At 68.8% G+C, this 18,286-nt stretch carries 18 protein-coding genes; 11 read left to right on the forward strand and 7 right to left on the reverse strand.

Translation table 11 applies throughout. From position 1 onward, the window contains the following. Positions 1-26 precede the first annotated feature (26 nt). The 4 genes from eno (at position 27) to ACMGEZ_RS07615 (ending at position 3,147) form a co-directional block, all read left to right on the forward strand. Positions 27-1,310 carry a phosphopyruvate hydratase gene (gene eno, locus ACMGEZ_RS07600; protein WP_436821651.1) on the forward strand — a complete coding sequence of 428 codons (1,284 nt, stop codon included), beginning with the start codon at positions 27-29 and terminating at the stop codon, positions 1,308-1,310. Between the two features lie 18 nt (positions 1,311-1,328). Then, on the forward strand, positions 1,329-1,604 hold the full coding sequence (ftsB, locus tag ACMGEZ_RS07605; protein ID WP_436821652.1) for a cell division protein FtsB: 276 nt from the start codon (positions 1,329-1,331) through the stop codon (positions 1,602-1,604). Positions 1,605-1,697: 93 nt separating this feature from the next. After that, entirely contained in the window at positions 1,698-2,162 is a 465-nt protein-coding gene (locus ACMGEZ_RS07610) for a hypothetical protein (protein ID WP_436821653.1), read from the forward strand. Between the two features lie 28 nt (positions 2,163-2,190). After that, positions 2,191-3,147, forward strand: a complete 957-nt coding sequence (locus ACMGEZ_RS07615) for a hypothetical protein (protein ID WP_436821654.1) — start codon at positions 2,191-2,193, stop codon at positions 3,145-3,147. 7 nt (positions 3,148-3,154) lie between these two features. On the opposite strand, the gene hslO is transcribed toward ACMGEZ_RS07615, so the two are convergent. Beyond that, positions 3,155-4,153, reverse strand: coding sequence for an Hsp33 family molecular chaperone HslO (gene hslO, locus ACMGEZ_RS07620; protein ID WP_436821655.1), 999 nt, complete (start codon positions 4,151-4,153; stop codon positions 3,155-3,157). Positions 4,154-4,174: 21 nt separating this feature from the next. Then, positions 4,175-4,699 carry a gamma carbonic anhydrase family protein gene (locus ACMGEZ_RS07625; protein ID WP_436821656.1) on the reverse strand — a complete coding sequence of 175 codons (525 nt, stop codon included), beginning with the start codon at positions 4,697-4,699 and terminating at the stop codon, positions 4,175-4,177. Between the two features lie 37 nt (positions 4,700-4,736). On the opposite strand from ACMGEZ_RS07625, the gene ACMGEZ_RS07630 reads away from it, so the two are divergent. Continuing rightward, positions 4,737-5,543 (forward strand): ferritin-like domain-containing protein, encoded by an 807-nt coding sequence (locus ACMGEZ_RS07630; protein ID WP_436821657.1) that lies wholly within the window; start codon positions 4,737-4,739, stop codon positions 5,541-5,543. A gap of 161 nt (positions 5,544-5,704) precedes the next feature. Beyond that, positions 5,705-6,115 carry a hypothetical protein gene (locus tag ACMGEZ_RS07635; protein WP_436821658.1) on the forward strand — a complete coding sequence of 137 codons (411 nt, stop codon included), beginning with the start codon at positions 5,705-5,707 and terminating at the stop codon, positions 6,113-6,115. A 100-nt stretch (positions 6,116-6,215) separates the two neighbouring features. Here the strand turns inward: ACMGEZ_RS07635 and ACMGEZ_RS07640 are convergent, their stop codons facing one another. The 4 genes from ACMGEZ_RS07640 to ACMGEZ_RS07655 all read right to left on the reverse strand — a co-directional run bounded on the left by ACMGEZ_RS07640 (position 6,216) and on the right by ACMGEZ_RS07655 (position 9,915). Further along, positions 6,216-7,196: a Bug family tripartite tricarboxylate transporter substrate binding protein gene (locus tag ACMGEZ_RS07640; protein WP_436821659.1), complete on the reverse strand. Its 981-nt coding sequence runs from the start codon at positions 7,194-7,196 to the stop codon at positions 6,216-6,218. Next, positions 7,193-7,990: a DUF72 domain-containing protein gene (locus ACMGEZ_RS07645; RefSeq protein ID WP_436821660.1), complete on the reverse strand. Its 798-nt coding sequence runs from the start codon at positions 7,988-7,990 to the stop codon at positions 7,193-7,195. Before ACMGEZ_RS07645 ends, ACMGEZ_RS07640 begins: the two co-directional genes overlap by 4 nt. Beyond that, the gene (xerD, locus tag ACMGEZ_RS07650) at positions 7,965-8,879 is read right to left on the reverse strand and encodes a site-specific tyrosine recombinase XerD (protein WP_436821661.1); all 915 of its coding nucleotides are present in this window, start codon (positions 8,877-8,879) and stop codon (positions 7,965-7,967) included. Before xerD ends, ACMGEZ_RS07645 begins: the two co-directional genes overlap by 26 nt. Before the next feature lie 64 nt (positions 8,880-8,943). After that, complete coding sequence (locus tag ACMGEZ_RS07655) at positions 8,944-9,915, reverse strand: tripartite tricarboxylate transporter substrate binding protein BugE (RefSeq protein WP_436821662.1); 972 nt, start codon at positions 9,913-9,915, stop codon at positions 8,944-8,946. Between the two features lie 106 nt (positions 9,916-10,021). Between ACMGEZ_RS07655 and ACMGEZ_RS07660 the strand changes: the two genes are divergently transcribed. Then, a complete protein-coding gene (locus ACMGEZ_RS07660) occupies positions 10,022-10,933 on the forward strand; it encodes an AEC family transporter (RefSeq protein ID WP_436821663.1) in 912 nt (303 codons plus the stop codon). Continuing rightward, a complete protein-coding gene (locus tag ACMGEZ_RS07665; RefSeq protein WP_436821664.1) occupies positions 10,930-11,370 on the forward strand; it encodes a hypothetical protein in 441 nt (146 codons plus the stop codon). The genes ACMGEZ_RS07660 and ACMGEZ_RS07665 overlap by 4 nt, the downstream gene beginning before the upstream one ends. Before the next feature lie 3 nt (positions 11,371-11,373). Here the strand turns inward: ACMGEZ_RS07665 and queG are convergent, their stop codons facing one another. Then, complete coding sequence (queG, locus tag ACMGEZ_RS07670; RefSeq protein ID WP_436821665.1) at positions 11,374-12,441, reverse strand: tRNA epoxyqueuosine(34) reductase QueG; 1,068 nt, start codon at positions 12,439-12,441, stop codon at positions 11,374-11,376. Between queG and tsaE the strand changes: the two genes are divergently transcribed. From tsaE to ACMGEZ_RS07685, 3 genes are all read left to right on the forward strand, one after another. After that, the gene (gene tsaE, locus ACMGEZ_RS07675; protein WP_436821666.1) at positions 12,427-12,924 is read left to right on the forward strand and encodes a tRNA (adenosine(37)-N6)-threonylcarbamoyltransferase complex ATPase subunit type 1 TsaE; all 498 of its coding nucleotides are present in this window, start codon (positions 12,427-12,429) and stop codon (positions 12,922-12,924) included. The two genes, queG and tsaE, sit on opposite strands and share 15 nt — an antisense overlap. A 56-nt stretch (positions 12,925-12,980) precedes the next feature. Continuing rightward, entirely contained in the window at positions 12,981-14,471 is a 1,491-nt protein-coding gene (locus ACMGEZ_RS07680; protein WP_436821667.1) for an N-acetylmuramoyl-L-alanine amidase, read from the forward strand. 126 nt (positions 14,472-14,597) lie between these two features. Continuing rightward, a complete protein-coding gene (locus ACMGEZ_RS07685) occupies positions 14,598-18,176 on the forward strand; it encodes an indolepyruvate ferredoxin oxidoreductase family protein (RefSeq protein WP_436821668.1) in 3,579 nt (1,192 codons plus the stop codon). The last annotated feature ends 110 nt before the right edge of the window (positions 18,177-18,286 follow it).

Here is an 18,286-nt window from a genome sequence, read left to right on the forward strand (position 1 = left end):
ATCCAGAACCTGCAGAAGGAAATTGAATGAGTGCAATCGTTGACATCGTCGGGCGCGAGATCCTCGACAGCCGCGGCAACCCCACCGTCGAATGCGACGTGCTGCTCGAGTCGGGCACCATGGGCCGCGCCGCGGTCCCATCGGGCGCGTCCACCGGTTCGCGCGAGGCAATCGAGCTGCGCGACGGCGACAAGGGCCGCTACCTGGGCAAGGGCGTGCTGAAGGCGGTCGAGAACATCAACACCGAGATCTCGGAAGCCGTGCTGGGCCTCGATGCCAGCGAGCAGGCCTTCCTGGACCGCACGCTCAACGACCTCGACGGCACCGAGAACAAGGCCCGCCTGGGCGCCAACGCGACCCTGGCCGTCTCCATGGCCGTGGCCCGCGCCGCGGCCGAGGAGTCGGGCCTGCCCCTGTACCGCTACTTCGGCGGCATGGGCGGCATGCAGCTGCCGGTGCCGATGATGAACGTCATCAACGGCGGCGCGCACGCCAACAACAGCCTGGACCTGCAGGAGTTCATGATCATCCCCGTGGGCGCATCCAGCCTGCGCGAGGCGGTGCGCTACGGCGCCGAGGTCTTCCACGCACTCAAGAAGATCCTGAACGACCGCGGCATCAGCACGGCCGTGGGCGACGAGGGCGGCTTCGCCCCCAGCGTCGAGAACCACGAGGCCGCGATCCAGCTCATCCTCGAAGCCATCGACAAGGCCGGCTATGCCGCCGGCACCCAGATCGCGCTGGGCCTGGACTGCGCCGCCAGCGAGTTCTACAAGGACGGCCAGTACGTGCTGGCCGGCGAGAACCTCACGCTGTCGGCCGGCAACTGGGCCGACATGCTGGCGACCTGGGTCGACAAGTACCCGATCATCAGCATCGAGGACGGCATGCACGAAGGCGACTGGGACGGCTGGAAGCTGCTGACCGATCGCCTCGGCAAGCGCGTGCAGCTGGTGGGCGACGACCTGTTCGTCACCAACACGAAGATCCTGCAGGAAGGCATCGAGAAGGGCATCGCCAACTCGATCCTGATCAAGATCAACCAGATCGGCACGCTGACCGAGACCTTCGCCGCGATCGAAATGGCCAAGCGCGCCGGCTACACCGCCGTGATCAGCCACCGCTCGGGCGAGACCGAGGACTCCACCATCGCCGACATCGCGGTGGGCACCAACGCCGGCCAGATCAAGACCGGCTCGCTGTCTCGCTCGGACCGCATCGCCAAGTACAACCAGCTGCTGCGCATCGAGGAAGACCTCGGCGACGTCGCGAGCTATCCCGGCCGCGCGGCTTTCTACAACCTGCGCTGACCCGCGGGACGGGGCACCATGCGCTCGCGCATCGTTCCGGTCATCCTGGTCCTTCTGCTGCTGGTCCTCCAGTGGCAGCTCTGGACCGGGCGCGGCAGCGTGCGCGACGTGGCACAGCTCAAGGACAAGCTGGCCGAGCAGAAGGAGCACAACGCGAAGGCCGCGCTCGCCAACGAGCGGCTCAACTCCGAGGTCAATGACCTGAAGGAAGGGCTGGAGATGGTCGAGGAGCGCGCCCGCCAGGAGCTCGGCATGGTCAAGCCCAACGAAGTGTTCGTGCAGATCACGCGCTGAAGGTGTTTTCATCGCCGGGCCGCCCCAAGATGAAAAACGCCCCCTCGGGGGGCAGCGACCACACGAAGTGAGGGAGCGTGGGGGCCTTGTCTCATGACGCCTGTCCGTCCGGCGGGTTGCGCGATTGCGCTGATCGGCGCAGATGACAGCGGCAACACCAGGCTCGCCGAAGCGCTCGCGCAACGGCTTGGGGCACGCGGCATCGCCGCCTCCCTCGTGGTCGAGTCTCTGCCCGGCCGCTCGATCGATCCAGGCACACTCGAATTGCACCGCGACGCCCTCATCCTGTTCATCGCATCCGCCTCCCCGACTCCCATCGATGACATGCTGCGCAAGGCGCTGATGGACGCGAAGCTGAGCTTTGCGGTGGTACACGGCGAAGGCGATGAGCAATTGGCCAACGCGTGGAACGCGATCAATGCCGCAGCGGATGCCGGCGACCGCCGTCCCGCCGCGCCGGCAGGCACCGCCGCGTGGTCCTGGGCATGCGAGAAGTGCTCCGACCCTGCATGCGAACACAGGATGTTCACCGACCTCGTTGCCAGGCGCTCGTCCTAGATCGTCCTAGAGGAAAGGATCCCAAGAAATGCATTTCACATTCCGTGCGGCCGCCCTGCTGTCCGCCCTGCTGTCTTCGGCAGCGGTCTCGGCCGCGCCGGCGCAAGCCACCGTGAGCAACGACACCCATGCGACCGCCTGTGCCGAGGAAGACAACGTGTCGCTCAACCTCGACGGCGCCGGCATCCGCCGCTTCCGCGTCGAGGCGCTGCCGCCCGCCTACCTGGCCACCATCGAGCAGGACCGCACGGCGCCCGATTTCTCGGGCTGCAACTTCGACGGCAGCGCGCACCCGACCGATCCGCGCTACACCTTCAAGGAGCGGCGCGCGGTGCTGCACGACGGTCCGCGATGGCAGATCGTGGGTATCACCCTCCCCTCCTTCTGGCGGCCCGAACGCGTGCCGGTGCGCGTGGATGGCCGGCCCGACCGCGGCTTCCACATGATCCAGGTCTTCGCCAAGACCGGCGCCAAGCCGCTCGAGGCGCTGGTGATGTATCCGTCCGACGGCTACTGGCGCATCAAGCCGCTGCCCCCGGCCCGCTTCGGCGACGGCGTGTACGGCTCCTCCTTCGTGATGGGCCCGGTCGAGCAGGCGGGTCGCCCGGTGGCCCGCATCGCGTCGATCGCCATCGAGACCCGGCCGCTCGCCTTCAAGCTCCGCTTTGCGAACGGCGGCGAGGCGAAGGTCGACGTGCGCGAGATCAGCGAGGCGCGCACCAGGCTCGATGTGGCCCTGAAGCCGGGTCGCAGGCAGGGGCCGCGCTTCGCGGTGCTGCGCTCGATGTACGTGGCGCCGGACAACGCGGACATGAGCGAGGTGGCGTGGCGAGCCACGCCAGGCGGCGCCGAGCAGCGCAGACCGTTGCCCGAGATCAGGACGCTGCAGGCGGCCGACGTGCGCTTCGGCCGCAGCATCCCTTCACGCCACAACACCAGCGCACCGGACATCCGCTTCGGCGGCTTCCAAACCGGCGTGCGCTGAAGGCGCGTTACTGCACCACCGGGCTCGCCGGCAACTGGTCGCCGGGCGAGGTGAAGATCTGCGCCGTATCGACCGCGTCGAATCGGTACTGCTTGCCGCAGAAATCGCAGCCCACCTCGATGTCGCCGCGCTCCGCGAGGATGGACTCGGCCTCTTCCCGACCGAGCCCGCGGATCATCTGCGCCACGCGCTCCCGCCCGCAGGTGCAGGCGAAGTGCGGACCCAGCATGCCGGTCTGCGGCTCGAAGCGCAGCAGCTTCTCTTCCCAGAACAGACGGCGCAGGATGGTTTCGACATCCAGCGTGAGCAGTTCCTCGCGCGTCAGGCTCGCCGCGAGGATGGCGATGCGGTTGTAGTCCTCGTTGTGGCCGATCTGGTCCACGTTGATCGGATCGCTCGCGCCGCGTCCGGTGCCCTCCAGGTTGGCCTCGCCCTTGGCGGGCAGGCGCTGGATCAGCAGCCCGGCCGCCACCTGCTCATCGGCGGCGAGCACCAGCGTGGTGTCGAGCTGCTCGCTCTGCAGCATGTAGTGCTGCAGCACATCGCTGAGGCGATCGAGCTTGCGGCCGTCCGGGTCGACCAGCGGCACCACGCCCTGGTAGGGCTGCTGGCCCGGGAGCTTGTCCCTGGGATCGAGCGTGATCGCGCAACGGCCCTTGCCGTTCGCGTTGACCATGTCGGAAAGATGCGCATCGGCATCGAGCTCGCCCAGCACCTTGGCGGTGGCACGAAGGCTGAGGTCGGGCTTGACCTCGGCCACGACGACCTTCAGGGGGCCATCACCGAAGATCTGCAAAATCAACGCGCCGTTGAACTTGATGTTGGCCTGCATCAGCGTGGCCGCCGCGGTCATCTCGCCGAGCAGCTCGGTCACCGGCACGGGATAGGCGCCGGTGGCGGTGTTCGAGGCGCGACGGGACAGGATCTCCTGCCAGGCATCGGTCAGGCGCACGATCATGCCGCGCACGGGCAAACCGTCGAACAGGAACTTGTGCAACTCGCTCAAGGCAGTCTCTCCGATCGGGTTTCAGCCGATCTTCTTCAGGCCCTTCGCGAAGCGGCGGGCGTTTTCCACATAGTGATCGGCATTCTTCCGAAGGCGCTCGGCGGCAGCCTCGTCGAGCGTGCGCACCACCTTGGCCGGCGCGCCGATGATCAGCGAGTTGTCCGGAAACTCCTTGCCCTCGGTCACGACGCTACCGGCGCCGACGATGCAATTGCGGCCGATCTTCGCGTTATTCAAGACCACCGCGCCGATGCCGATCAGCGAGTTGTCGCCCACGGTGCAGCCGTGCAGTACGACGTGGTGGCCCACGGTCACGTTCTCGCCGATCGTCAGCGGCACGCCGGCATCGGCATGCAGCATCGAGAGGTCCTGGATGTTGCTGTTGCGGCCGATGGTCAGGGTGTCGCTGTCGCCCCGCGCCACCACGCCGAACCAGAGGCTGGCGTTATCGCCCATGACGACGCGGCCGATGGCCTGCGCGCTGTCTGCGACGTAAGCGCCCTGCCCCAGTTGCGGCGCCACGCCGTCGAGTTCGTAGAGGGCCATCGCCGAGTCTCCAGAGTGCAAAACTAGAATTGTAGGGATGCAGCACCCCCGCCTCGACGCCCTGGCCGCGCTGCGCCTCACCGACCCCGAGCAGAAGGTGGCCGCGACGCATGCCGCCGCGGCGCGGATGCGGGCGCATCCGGCGCCCGCCGCGGCGGTACGCATCGAAGGCGATGAAGCCGGGGTGCCCGGCCGTCCGGAACGGCCATTGCGCGTGGCGGCCACAGCGGTTGAAAAGCGATCGCCCGTCACGCCCGAAGGCCGGGCAGCGCTGATCCACTCGATCTGTCACATCGAATTCAACGCCATCAACCTCGCCCTCGACGCAGCCTGGCGCTTCGACGGCATGCCCGAGGACTACTACCGCGACTGGCTGCGCGTGGCCGACGAGGAGGCACTGCACTTCACCCTGTTGCACGAGCACCTGCGCGGCATGGGCTGGCGCTACGGCGACTTCACCGGCCACGACGGCTTGTGGGCCATGTGCGAGAAGACCCGGCACGACGTGCTGGCGCGCATGGCGCTGGTGCCGCGCACGCTGGAGGCGCGCGGCCTCGACGCCACCCCGTTGATCCAGGCCAAGCTGCGGCGCGTGAACACGCCGGACGCGAACAAGGCTTGCGAGATCCTGGACATCATCCTGCGCGACGAGATCGGCCACGTGGCGATTGGCAACCGCTGGTACCGATGGCTGTGCGAACGTGAGGGCCTGGACCCGATCGCGCACTACCGCGTTCTATACCGGCGCCACGAGGCGCCGCGCTTGCGCCCACCCTTCAACCTGGAGGCGCGAACGCACGCGGGCTTCACGAACGAAGAAATCGACGATCTGCGGAAAGAGTAGCTTCACTCCGGCTGCTCCCGAGCTTCGGCGCGGCACTGCACGACGGCCGGTTCGTCGTGGCATGACTGCTCGCCCCAGGAACCGCGAGTTCCTGCGGGTTACGAAGCGGTTGTCGACTATGTAGATCCGTCTCACCTCGCCCTCGCCGCCTTGCCCACGCATTGCTCAACAAGTTTGCACAGGAGCGGCTGTCATCATCCTTCTGGCACGACGAATGGCAAGCTGCGAGCGGGTTGGCATTAAACGCAACCACTACGCCGAGGGACGCGAAGGAAGCGACCCCTGAGCTGGCCCAATACCTCGCCGAGGCCCTTGCCAGAGCCTTGAAGCAAGAGTCTCCCTATGTCGACGAGCGTTCCGGACAAGACATCGACGCCGAGGCTCACGCCGATAGAGCAATCGAATTGTGCATAAGGTGGAAATCGCGGCATCCGGCCTGCTACAAGAACTTGCTCCCCGCCACGGTGGCTGCGGCGAAGCACGTGATTGATCGTGAAGGAACGCCAGAGGGAAAGATGAAACGCGAAGCGCACTACCGCAAGATCTTCGCCGAACTGGAGAAGCTCTCATGAGCAAATCGCTGCGAGCGCCTGCGCGTCGAGCGGGATGCATCATGAGCCCCGGCGCGTCAACACGCCGATGCGATGCCTCGATCAGGGTGGCGCTGCCCTGTCAATCCGACTTGATCCCCGCCGCCTTCACGATGCGCGCATTGCTCTCGTACTCGGCCTCGATCTCGTCGGCAAAGGCCTCCACCCCGCCGCCCGTGGGCACGTTGTCGGTGGCCAACAGCCGTGCACGCAGGTCCGGGCTCGCCAGCGCCTTGTTGATCTCGACGTTGTACTTGGCGATCAGGATCTCGGGCGTCTTGCCGGGCGCGAACACGCCGAAGAGGGAGCTCAGGTTGGCCGACGGAAAGCCCAGCTCGGCCAGCGTCGGCACCTTCGGCAGGCTCTGCAGCCGCTCCGGCGCGCCCACCGCGAGCGGGCGCAGCTTGCCCGACCGGATGTGCGGCGCAACTGCGGGGCCGGCGTTGATCGACAGGATCTCGAACTGGGCGCCCAGCGCATCGTTCATCTGCTGCGCGCCGCCCCGGTAGGGCACATGGGTGATGTCCACCCGCGCCGCGTTGCGCAATTGCTCCAGCACGATGTGGCCCAGCGAGGCCTGGCCCGAGGTGGCCCAGCGCACTGCCCCCGGCCGGGCCCGGGCATCCTCCATCAGCGTGCGGAAATCGCGCGTGCCCGTGGCCTCGGTGGCCAGCAGCAGCACCGGCGAGTACATGACGCTGGCCACCGGCGCGATGTCCTTCAAGGGGTCGAAGGGCGACCTGCCGAGGTGCGGGTTCAGCACCAGCGGGCTGATGGCCGCGAAACCCAGCGTGGCGCCGTCCGGCGCGGCCTTGGCGACCGCGTCCATGCCGATGGTGCCACTGGCGCCGGCCTTGTTCTCGACCACCACCGTGCTGCCCAGCTGCGCGGCCAGCTTGTCCGCCAGCGCGCGGGCCACGACATCGCTGACGCCGCCCGCCGGGTAGGCCACGATGAGGCGGATGGTCTTGGGCACGACCTGTGCATGGGCGACGGGAATGAGAGCGCAGCAGGCCAGGGTCAGCGCCACGGCTCGGGCAGCAAAGCAGGATTTCCAGTTCATCGGCGTGCTTCCTTGCGACCCTGCCATTCTGGCGCGGCATCGATCAGCACCGCGAGCGTCAGGGCATTGGCGACTGCCGCGCCGCTGGCGGTGTTGTCGAACACGCACCAGCACTGCGCGCCCTCCTCCCGCGCTTGGGCCAGGCGCTGGGCGAGCTGCTGCAGCACGGCGTCGGAGTACGAAGACCAATAGCGCCGTGGCGAACCGTGCAGCCGCAGGTAGACCAGCCCGGGCCATCCGCCCGGCGCTGCCGCATCGTCGTGGAGCACCGGATCGGCGAGCACCCGCGCGGTCCGGAAACGCGCGAGAAGCCGCTCGGCCTCTTGCCCGAACCAGCTCGGATGCCGAGGCTCCAGCGCGACCGGGCCCTGATGGCGCCGACGCATCGCCCGGAGGAAGCGCGACACCGTGGGCTCGTCGAATTGCAGGCTGGGCGGCAGCTGCACGACCAGGCAGCCCAGCTTGTCGCCGAGGCCTTTCACCTGCGTGAGAAAGGCCTCGAGCTCCGGCATGGCGCCGACCAGCCGCTTCTCGTGGGTGATGCTCTTCGGCAGCTTGGCCGAGAAGCGGAAATGCGCCGGCGTCCCTGCAGCCCAGCGCGCATAGGTCTCGCGCTGGTGAGGCCGGTAGAAGGACGAATTGATCTCCGCGATGTCGAAGCGCGCCGCATAGCGCTCCAGGTGCGAGCCCTGGGCCGGAAAGTGCGGCCATTCCGCGCGCGGCAGGCTCCAGCCGGCGCAGCCCACATGCAGCGCGGTCGGCAGGCTTTCAGCCACGGGGATGGTGCTTCGCATGCAGTTGCTTCAGCCGCTCGCGCGCCACATGCGTGTAGATGGTGGTGGTCGAGATATCCGCATGGCCCAGCAGCAGCTGGACCGCCCGCAGGTCGGCGCCGTGGTTGAGCAGGTGCGTGGCGAAGGCGTGGCGCAGCGTGTGGGGCGACAGCGGCACATCGATGCCGGCCGCCTGTGCATGCTTCTTGACGATGATCCAGAACATCACCCGCGTCATCCCCGCACCGCGCGCGGTGACGAACAGGTCGGGCGTCTGCTGGCCGTCGAGGATGGCCGGCCGGGACTCGTGCATGTACCGCTCGATCCAGCGCCGCGCCTCGCCGCCGAAGGGGACCAGCCGCTCCTTGCTGCCCTTGCCCAGCACGCGCAGCACGCCGTCGTTGAGGCTCAGCTCGAAAACCCTGAGCGCCACCAGCTCGCTCACGCGCAGCCCGCTCGCGTACATCAGCTCGAGCATCGCGCGGTCGCGCAGGCCCAGCGGCGTGTCGACGTCCGGGGCAGAGAGCAGGTCGTCCACCTGCTTCTCCGACAGCGTCTTGATCGCGCGCGGCGCCTGTCGGGCAGGCACCAGCCGGAGGCTCGGATCGGCGCCGATGCGCCGCTCGCGCACCGCCCAGCGGAAATAGCGCTTGAACACCGTGAGCCGGCGGTTGGCCGAGGTCGCCTTGCCCCGGGCAGTGAGCCGCGCGCCCATGTAGGCCTGCAGATCGCTTTCGCGCGCGGCGTCCAGCGCCCGGCCGCACTGCGCATGGAGCCATTGCGCGAACAGCGCGAGATCGCGCCGGTAGGCCGCCAGCGTGTTCTTCGACAGCCCGTCCTCGAGCCAGAGCGCGTCGATGAACTCGTCGATCTCCGGCGTGGCGGTGAGCGTGTCGAGGGCCGCAGTCATGGGAGGCAAGATAGCAAAAAGAAAGGCCGCCCGTAGCGGGCGGCCTGGAACCGGAAAGCGCCGCTTATTCCAGCGTGAGTTTCTGCTTGGCCACCACCTGCTTGTAGACCGCGAACTCGGCCTTGATCTGCTCGGCGAACTGCTCCGGCGAGTTGGCGACGATCAGCGAGCCCGTGTCCTCGATGCGCTTGCGCACCGCCGGGTCCTCGACCGCTTTCTTCACGCCCGCATTGATCTTGTCGACCACTTCCTTCGGCAGGCCCTTGGGCCCCAGGATGCCGTAGTAGGCCATGCGGTTGACGGGCTCCAGGCCCACCTCCTTGAAGGTCGGCACGTTGGGCAGGTCCTTCAGGCGCTGCGGAGCTGCGACGACGATCGGCACCAGCTGCTTGTTCTTGATGAAGGGAAGCGCGGAAGGAATGTTGTCGAAAATGATCGGCACCTGGCCGCCCACCACATCGTTGAGCGCCGGGCCAGCACCCCGATAGGGGATGTGGGTCACGAATGTATTGCTCAGGCTCTTGTAGAGCTCCATCAGCAGATGGCCGATACCGCCGGTCCCCGACGACGCGTAGGAGTACTTGCCCGGGTTCTTCTTGATCTCGGCCACGAACTCGGCGTAGTTCTTGGCCGGGAAGCTCGGGTGCACCGCGATCAGGTTGGGCGTGGCCGCGATGTTGACGATGGGCGTGAAGTCGTTGACGGGGTCGTAGGGCACCTTCGGGTTGATCGCCGGGTTGGCGGCCGTGCTCGAGACGGTGGCCACGCCGAGCTTGTAGCCGTCCGGCGCGGCGCGCGCGGTCTCGGCCGCGCCCACGATGCCGCCGCCGCCCGCCTTGTTGATCACCACCACGCTCTGGCCCAATTGCTTGCCCAGCGGATCGGCGATCACGCGGGCGACGATGTCAGTGGTGCCGCCGGGCGCGAAAGGCACCTGCAGCTCGATGGGCTTGTTCGGATAGCTCTGCGCCAAGACCGGGGCGGCGACCAGCGCCAGCGCGGCGCCGGCGAGTGCGTTCCAATGACGACGTTGCATGTAGGGGGCTCCTGAAAATCTGAGAATCGAAATCAGGATGCTAACGGCTCGGCCCGCCCGCCAGTTGGTGGATAACCCATGGGAAGGCGCCGTTTATCCTCGGCCGGTGAACTATGCCCAGCTGCTCTTCCCTGATTTCTCCCTCATTGCCTGCGGCTGGCTGTTGTGCCGCTACACCCCGCTGGACCGGCGCGTCTGGGACCAGGTCGAGAGCCTGGTCTACTACTTTCTCTTCCCGGTGCTGCTGTTCCACTCGATCGTGCGCAGCCCGCTCGACTTCGGCGCCACATCGCATCTGCTGACCGCCGGCGTGGGCGTCGGACTCTCCGGCATCGCGCTGGCCTACGCCCTGCCCTTCCTTCCGTGGCTGCGCACGCACATCGACCGCAGCGATCATGCAGCCAGCGCGCAGATCGCCTTCCGCTTCAACTCCTTCATCTGCCTGGCGCTGGCCGACCGCATGGCGGGGCCGGCCGGCCTGCTGATGATCGCGGTGCTGATCGGCGTGTGCGTGCCGCTCTTCAACATCGCCGCGGTCTGGCCGATGGCGCGGCATGCGCAGAGCGGTTTCGCGCGGCAGCTGCTGCGCAATCCGCTGATCATCGCGACGCTGAGCGGGCTGGTGGCCAATCTGCTGGGCTTCGGCGTGCCGAGCTGGCTGGAGCCCACGCTCACGCGCATCGGTGCCGCCTCGCTGGCGCTGGGCCTGATGGCCGCGGGCGCGGGCATGCAGTTCGCCACGCTGGCGCGCGGCAAGGCGCTGGCTGTCTCGGTGCTGGCGATCCGGCACCTGGTGCTGCCGCTGATCGCCTGGGGCCTGGCGATGGCCCTGCAGCTCGATGCAGCCCAGGCGGCCGTGCTGATGACCTTCTCTGCCGTGCCCACCGCTTCCAGCGCCTACGTGCTGGCGGCGCGGATGGGCTACAACGGCGCCTACGTCGCGGGGCTGGTGACGCTTTCCACCCTGCTGGGCGTTGCCAGCCTTCCCTTCGCTCTTTCCCTGACCCGCCAGGGATGACTACCATCTCGCCGATGCGCACCCTGCTGGTTCTCGCCGCGGCATCGCTCGCCCCGTTGGCGCACGCGCAGGAATACACCCGCTACCACGGCGGGTGGCGAGGGCCGTTCCTGCTGTACGTGACGCAGCAGGACACCGGCGCGCAGGGTCCTCCGGCGGTCTACGACGGCAGCCTGCAGATCGCCGACGACGGCAGCGTGCGCGGCCACTTGCCCGACGCGGCCTGCACCCTGATCGGCTCCAGCAGCGACTTCGTCTCGCCGGCCAACGCCTCGCTCGAGCTCGACGTGAGCGGCTGCAAGGACATCCGCTTCAACGGCCACTTCGCCGGCAAGCTGATCAACAACCCGGTCCTCAAGTACGCCTCGCTGCGGCTGAGCTCGATGCGCTCGCTCGATGCCGGCACCGCCCAGGTCTCGGCGATCCTGCGGCGCTGAGCCTCACTCGCCCTGGGCCAGCGCCCAGGCCACATGCTCGCGCACCAGCGCGCTGGGATCGTCGCGCCGCGTGGCCAACGCGCTGCGCGCCTCCCGGTGGCCGGCGCGCAGCGCGTTGCCCAGCGCCACCGCGATGTTGCGCAGCCACCGCTCGTGGCCGATGCGGCGGATCGCGCTGCCCTCGGTGAAGCGAAGGAAGTCCTCCTCGCACCACGCGAAGAGCTCGCCGAGCTGGCGCCCGCTCAACCCGTCGCGGGCATCGAAATCCGGCAAGGCGCTCTTCTTCGCGAACTTGTTCCAGGGGCAGATCAGCTGGCAGTCGTCGCAGCCGTAGATGCGGTTGCCGATCAATGGCCGCAGCTCGAGCGGGATCGGCCCGGCATGCTCGATCGTCAGGTAGGAGATGCAGCGCCGCGCATCGAGCCGGTAGGGCGCCACGATGGCGCGCGTGGGGCAGACCTCGATGCAGGCGCTGCAGCTGCCGCAATGGGCGCTGACCGGCGCGCTCGCCGGCAGGGCCATGTCGACGTAGATCTCGCCGAGGAAGAACATCGAGCCCGCCTCGCGGTCGAGCACCAGCGTGTGCTTGCCGCGCCAGCCTTGTCCGCTGCGCGAGGCGAGCTCGGCCTCGAGCACCGGCGCCGAGTCGGTGAACACGCGGTGGCCGAAGGGCCCCACTGCCGCGGCGATGCGGTCGGCCAGCCGCTGCAGGCGCCCGCGCATCACCTTGTGGTAGTCGCGACCGCGGGCGTAGACGGAGACAATGGCTTCGCCCGGACGCCGCAGCCGGTCGAACTCGACGGCCTGCCAGTCCTCGGATGTGCCGCGCGGCAGATAGTCCATGCGCGCGGTGATCACCGACACCGTGCCCGGCACCAGCTCGGCCGGGCGCGCGCGCCGCGTGCCGTGCGCGGCCATGTAGTGCATTTCGCCGTGGAAGCCCTGCGCCAGCCATTGCGCGAGTCCTTCCTCCGCGCTCGACAGATCGACGCCCGCGATCCCGATTTGGGAGAATCCGAGCTCCCGGGCCTCTGCCCGAATCCGACTCACGAGTTGATGGCTGCCGATCACCTGCCGATTGTAGAAACGCGAACCCTGGTGCAGCGCTGGCTGAGCGAGGACGACTGCGACGCGCTCGCGGTCAAGCTCGCGTCATCGCAAGCACTGGGCGACGCGTTCATCGCATTGCATGGAGACCTCGGCGCCGGCAAGACCACCTTCGTTCGCCACCTGTTGCGGGCGCTGGGGATCGGCTCGCGCATCAAGAGCCCGACCTACGCAGTGGTCGAGCCGCACGAGGCACCCGGCGGGCTCGCCATCTTCCATTTCGACTTCTACCGCTTCAGCGACCCCCACGAATGGGACGACGCCGGCTTCCGCGACATCTTCGCGGGCCCCGGCCTCAAGCTCGCGGAGTGGCCCGACAACGCTGCAGGGCGCATTCCCGTTGCCGACCTTGCTATTAAAATCGAAGCAATGACCGACGATACCCGCACCGTGACCCTGCAGGCGAACACCGCGCTTGGCAGCCGCCTGATCGACGCCGCATCATGAGCAGCCGGGCCGCTCCCAAAGCGAATAGCACCGTAGCCGAAGGCGGAGGTATTCCAATGAACCGACGCTCACTGATCCTGCAAGGCGGCAGCCTCGCCCTGCTGCTCGGCGTGCACGAGATCGCGCGCGGCGCCACCATCGTGGCGGTGCGCGTCTGGCCGGCAAACGAATACACGCGCGTCACCATCGAATCCGACGGCCGCCTGAGGTCCCAGCAGCTGGTGGTAGGCAATCCGCCGCGGCTCGCAGTCGACATCGAAGGCATCGACCTCAACCCGGCGCTGCGCGAGCTGGTCGGCAAGATCAAGCCCGGGGACCCCTTCATCAACGGCCTGCGCGTCGGCCAGTTCGCGCCGAGCGTGGTGCGCATCGTGTTCGACCTGAAGCAGACGGTGGCGCCGCAGGTCTTCTCGCTCGCGCCGGTGGCCGCCTACCAGCACCGGCTGGTGCTGGACCTCTATCCGCAGCAGGCCATCGACCCCATGGAGGCGCTGATCGCCGAGCGCCTGCGCGATGCGCCCAAGGCGCAGGGCCGCGACAGCACCGTGGCCGGCATCGCGCCGCACAACGCGGGCGCACCCGGCGACGCGCCCGCGCCGCTGCGGCCGGCGCCGCCCGCAAACGACCCGCTGGGCGACCTGATGGCGCAGCAATCGATGCGCCCCACCACGCCGCCCGGTGGCAGCGCGCCCGCCCCCGCGCTGGTGGCGCCCGCGCCGCTGCCGCCGGTCGTCGGCACTGCGCCGGTGATGCCCCCCGCGGCGCCGTCGGCAACGGCGCGCAGCAACGGCAACGGCAGCACGGCCACCGCCAGCCGCACCGACCGCATCATCATCGTCGCCCTCGATCCCGGCCATGGCGGCGAGGACCCGGGCGCCATCGGCCCCAACGGCACGCGCGAGAAGGACATCGTGCTGCAGGTCGCGCACCGGCTGCGCGACCGCATCAACGCCAGCAGCGTCAACGGCAACCCGATGCGCGCCTTCCTCACGCGCGACGCCGACTACTTCGTTCCCCTGGGCACCCGCGTGCAGAAGGCCCGCCGCGTGCAGGCCGACCTGTTCGTGAGCATCCATGCCGATGCCTTCACCAACCCCGATGCGCGCGGCGCCAGCGTGTTCGCGCTGAGCCAGACCGGCGCCTCCAGCAGCGCCGCGCGCTGGCTGGCCAACAAGGAGAACCAGGCCGACCGGGTCGGCGGCGTCAACGTCGGCTCGCACGAGGCGCAGGTGCAGCGCGCCCTGCTCGACATGAGCACCACGGCGCAGATCAACGACAGCCTCAAGCTCGGCGGCGCGATGCTGGGCGAGATCCGCGGCATCGGTGCCCGGCTGCACAAGCCGCGGGTCGAGCAGGCCGGCTTCGCGGTGCTCAAGGCGCCCGACATTCCCAGCGTGCTGGTGGAAACCGCCTTCATCAGCAACCCCGAGGAAGAGGCCAAGCTGCGCAGCGTGGCCTACCAGGAAGACCTGGCCGATGCCCTGATGCGCGGCATCCACCGCTACTTCGCGCAGAACCCGCCGCTGGCGCGCAGCCGCGAGCTGTAAGCCTTCCGGCTTGCCGCACGGCATGCTGTCCCGCACGGCATCGGCGTGCGGCCTGCGGCGAATTCCTGCATCCTTCGCCATCATCCAGCGTTAGTCTCGCGAGGTACACGAGGTACATCCAACGCCATGGCCGACACCACTGCCCCCGCGCCCCTCGCCCGCCCCGACTACCGCCTGAGCGACAGTCTCTGGGCCAGCGGCGGGTCCGTCTTCCTCACCGGCACGCAGGCGCTGGTGCGGCTGATGCTGATGCAGCGCCAGCGCGACGCTGCCGCCGGCCTGGACACGCGCGGCTTCATCAGCGGGTATCGCGGCTCGCCGCTGGGCATGGTGGACCTGGCGCTGTGGAAAACCGGCAAGAAGCTCGACGAGAGCGGCATCCGCTTCCTGCCCGCCATCAACGAGGAACTCGGCGCCACCGCGGTGCTCGGCACCCAGCGCGTCGAGGCCGACCCCGAGCGCACCTGCGCCGGCGTGTTCGCGATGTGGTACGGCAAGGGGCCGGGCGTGGACCGCGCGGGCGACGCGCTCAAGCACGGCAACGCCTACGGCGCATCGGCCCATGGCGGCGTGCTGATGGTCGCGGGGGACGACCATGGCTGCGTGTCCTCCTCGATGCCGCACCAGAGCGACCAGGCCTTCCAGTCCTGGCATGCGCCGGTGGTCTCGCCGGGCTGCGTTGCCGAATACCTGGAGTACGGCCTGTACGGCTGGGCGCTGTCGCGCTTCTCGGGCAACTGGGTGGGTTTCACGGCCTTGTCGGAAATCGTGGAAAGCGGCTCGACGGTCGATCTCGATCTGGTCAACGCCCGTGCCGCCACCTGGCAGGACGGCGACACCGTGCGCCAGATCACCGGCTACGCGCCGCCGGCCGACGGCCTCCACTACCGCTGGCCCGACCTGCCCTCGCTGAAGATCGAAGAGCGCCTGCACGCCAAGCTCGACGCAGTGCGCGCCTTCGCCCGCGTCAACAGCATCGACCGCCTGATCGTCGAGAGTGCCAACGCGACGGTGGGCATCGTCACCGCCGGCAAGGCGCACTACGATTTGATGGAGGTGCTGCGGCGGCTGGACGTGACCACCGAGACCCTGGCCCGCCACGGCCTGCGCATCTACAAGCTGGGCCTGACCTACCCCGTCGAGCCGACCCGCATGCGCTGCTTCATGCAGGGCCTCGCGGAAGTGCTGGTGATCGAGGAGAAAGGCCCGGTGGTCGAGGAGCAGCTGCGCTCCATGTTCTACAACGCCCCGGCGCGCCCGGTCATCGTCGGCAAGCAGGACGCGCAAGGCAGGCCACTGGTGAGCCCGGTCGGCGAGCTGCGGCCCTCGCGCCTGATCCAGGTCGTCGCCGACTGGCTGGCCACTCATTTCCCGGACCTCGACCGGCGCCACCTGGTGCGCGACTTCACGCCGCCCGAACTGCTGTCCAATACCAGCGACAGCGTCAAGCGCCTGCCCTACTTCTGCGCCGGCTGCCCGCACAACACCAGCACCCGCGTGCCGGAGGGCTCGCACGCGCAGGCCGGTATCGGCTGCCACTTCATGGCCAGCTGGATGAACCGCGAGACCGAGGGCCTGATCCAGATGGGCGGCGAAGGCGTGGACTGGGTGTCGCACGCCATGTTCACCCGCGTGCCGCACGTGTTCCAGAACCTCGGCGACGGCACCTACTACCACTCGGGCTACCTCGCGATCCGCCAGGCGGTCGCGGCCGGGGCCACGCTCACCTACAAGATCCTCTTCAACGACGCGGTGGCGATGACCGGCGGCCAGCCGGTGGACGGCCTCATCAGCGTCGACGGCATCGCCCGCCAGGTGGAAGCCGAGGGCGTGAAGCAGGTGGTGGTGGTGTCGGACGACATCGGCAAGTACAAGAGCCTGCGGCGGCGCTTCCCTGCCGGCACCGAATTCCACGACCGCGCCGAGCTCGATGCGGTGCAGCGGCGCCTGCGCGAGCTTCCCGGCGTCACCGTGCTGATCTACGAGCAGACCTGCGCCGCAGAGAAGCGGCGCCGCCGCAAGAAGGGCGAGCTGGTCGATCCCGCGCGGCGCCTCTACATCAACGACCGGGTCTGCGAGGGCTGCGGCGACTGCTCGGTGCAGAGCAACTGCGTGGCCGTGCTGCCGATGGAAACGCCGCTGGGCCGCAAGCGCAAGATCGACCAGAGCAGCTGCAACAAGGACTATTCCTGCGCCCAGGGGTTCTGCCCGAGCTTCGTCGGCGTGCTGGGCGGCGGCATGCGCAAGAAGACCGGTGCGCTGGCCACCGGTGCCGAAGCCTTCATGCAGCGCGTGAACGCGCTGCCGCGTCCGGCGCCCCATGTCTGGACCGGCCCCTACGACCTGCTGGTGACGGGCGTCGGCGGGACCGGCGTGGTCACCGTCGGCGCGCTCGTCGCGATGGCGGCGCACCTGGAAGGCAAGAGCGCCAGCGTGCTCGACTTCATGGGCTTCGCCCAGAAGGGCGGCTCGGTGCTCAGCTTCGTGCGCCTGGCCGATGTGCACTGGCGCCTGAACCAGGTGCGCATCGACACCCAGCAGGCCGATGCGCTGCTGGCTTGCGACCTGGTGGTCGGCGCCTCGGCGGACGCGCTCGTCACCGTGCGCCATGGGCGCACCCGCATCCTCGCCAATACCCACGAGACGCCCGTCGCCGAGAGCCTGCACAACCCGGATGCCAGCCTCAAGGCGCCGCAGCTGCTCGAAAAGCTGCGCTTCGCCGCCGGCGCCGAGCGCGTGGAGACGCTCGACGCGCAAGCGTTGGCCGACGCCTTCCTCGGCGATTCGATCGTCTCCAACATCCTCGCGCTCGGCTACGCCTGGCAGCGCGGCCTGGTGCCGGTGCGCCTCGAGGCCCTGCTGCGCGCCATCGAGCTCAACGGCGTGGCGGTGGACAACAACAAGCTCGCCTTCTCGCTGGGCCGGCTCGCCGCCGGCGACCCGGAGGCCGCGGCCTCGCTGCTGCGCGGCACCTCGGCCGAGCCCGCGCAGCCCGAGCCGCTGGACGCGCTGATCGAACGCGCCATGTCCCACCTCACCGCCTATCAGAACGCCGCCTACGCCGAGCGCTATGCCGCCACGGTGACAGCGGCGCGGGAGCGCGAGACCGCACTGCAGGCCGATCCGGCGCTGCCCTTCACGCGGGCGGTGGCGCAGGGGCTCTTCAAGCTCATGGCCTACAAGGACGAGTACGAGGTGGCCCGGCTCTACACCGACGGCGAGTTCGCGCGCTCGCTGCAGCAGCAGTTCGAGGGCGAGCTCCGGCTCGAGTTCTACATGGCCCCGCCGGTACTGAGCCATGCACGCGATGGCCGGCCGCCGCGCAAGCTGCGCCTGGGCGGCTGGATGATGCCGGTGCTGAAGCTGCTGGCCCACGGCCGCCGGCTGCGCGGCACGGCGCTCGATCCCTTCGGCTACACGGACGAGCGGCGCATGGAGCGTGCGTTGATCGAGGACTACCGCCGACGCATCGAGTCGCTGCTGCCTTCGCTCGACGCCGAGCGGCTGAAGGTCGCGACCGAGATCGCACTGCTGCCGATGCAGATGCGTGGCTTCGGCCATGTGAAGCAGGCCAACGTCGCGCTTGCGCGGGTGCGCGAGGCCGAGCTGCTGTACCGCTTCGATTCCAAGGCTTTCCCGCGGCCCGCGCCCTCTCGCGCCGCCGGGCAGATCCGCGGCATCGCGGTGACCGCCTCGGGGCGCTGACGCGGGGCCGCACGGACGACTTCGCGGTTGCTTCTTGTTGCACACCCCCTCCGCGCACTCTCGGTCAAGGGGGTGCGGCAGACTCCTACAAGCGCCGGACGTCAGTTTTC

Origin of the sequence: Variovorax stachyos (assembly GCF_051400855.1) — a bacterium.
Classification (GTDB): domain Bacteria; phylum Pseudomonadota; class Gammaproteobacteria; order Burkholderiales; family Burkholderiaceae_C; genus Variovorax.

Excerpts from the sequence above, each read along its gene's own strand:
- eno (WP_436821651.1), top strand. The coding sequence starts at position 27 with ATGAGTGCAATCGTTGACATCGTCGGGCGCGAGATCCTCGACAGCCGC.
- ftsB (WP_436821652.1), top strand. The coding sequence starts at position 1,329 with ATGCGCTCGCGCATCGTTCCGGTCATCCTGGTCCTTCTGCTGCTGGTC.
- ACMGEZ_RS07610 (WP_436821653.1), top strand. The coding sequence starts at position 1,698 with ATGACGCCTGTCCGTCCGGCGGGTTGCGCGATTGCGCTGATCGGCGCA.
- ACMGEZ_RS07615 (WP_436821654.1), top strand. The coding sequence starts at position 2,191 with ATGCATTTCACATTCCGTGCGGCCGCCCTGCTGTCCGCCCTGCTGTCT.
- ACMGEZ_RS07625 (WP_436821656.1), bottom strand. The coding sequence starts at position 4,699 with ATGGCCCTCTACGAACTCGACGGCGTGGCGCCGCAACTGGGGCAGGGC.
- ACMGEZ_RS07630 (WP_436821657.1), top strand. The coding sequence starts at position 4,737 with ATGCAGCACCCCCGCCTCGACGCCCTGGCCGCGCTGCGCCTCACCGAC.
- ACMGEZ_RS07640 (WP_436821659.1), bottom strand. The coding sequence starts at position 7,196 with ATGAACTGGAAATCCTGCTTTGCTGCCCGAGCCGTGGCGCTGACCCTG.
- ACMGEZ_RS07645 (WP_436821660.1), bottom strand. The coding sequence starts at position 7,990 with ATGCGAAGCACCATCCCCGTGGCTGAAAGCCTGCCGACCGCGCTGCAT.
- xerD (WP_436821661.1), bottom strand. The coding sequence starts at position 8,879 with ATGACTGCGGCCCTCGACACGCTCACCGCCACGCCGGAGATCGACGAG.
- ACMGEZ_RS07655 (WP_436821662.1), bottom strand. The coding sequence starts at position 9,915 with ATGCAACGTCGTCATTGGAACGCACTCGCCGGCGCCGCGCTGGCGCTG.
- ACMGEZ_RS07665 (WP_436821664.1), top strand. The coding sequence starts at position 10,930 with ATGACTACCATCTCGCCGATGCGCACCCTGCTGGTTCTCGCCGCGGCA.
- tsaE (WP_436821666.1), top strand. The coding sequence starts at position 12,427 with ATGGCTGCCGATCACCTGCCGATTGTAGAAACGCGAACCCTGGTGCAG.
- ACMGEZ_RS07680 (WP_436821667.1), top strand. The coding sequence starts at position 12,981 with ATGAACCGACGCTCACTGATCCTGCAAGGCGGCAGCCTCGCCCTGCTG.
- ACMGEZ_RS07685 (WP_436821668.1), top strand. The coding sequence starts at position 14,598 with ATGGCCGACACCACTGCCCCCGCGCCCCTCGCCCGCCCCGACTACCGC.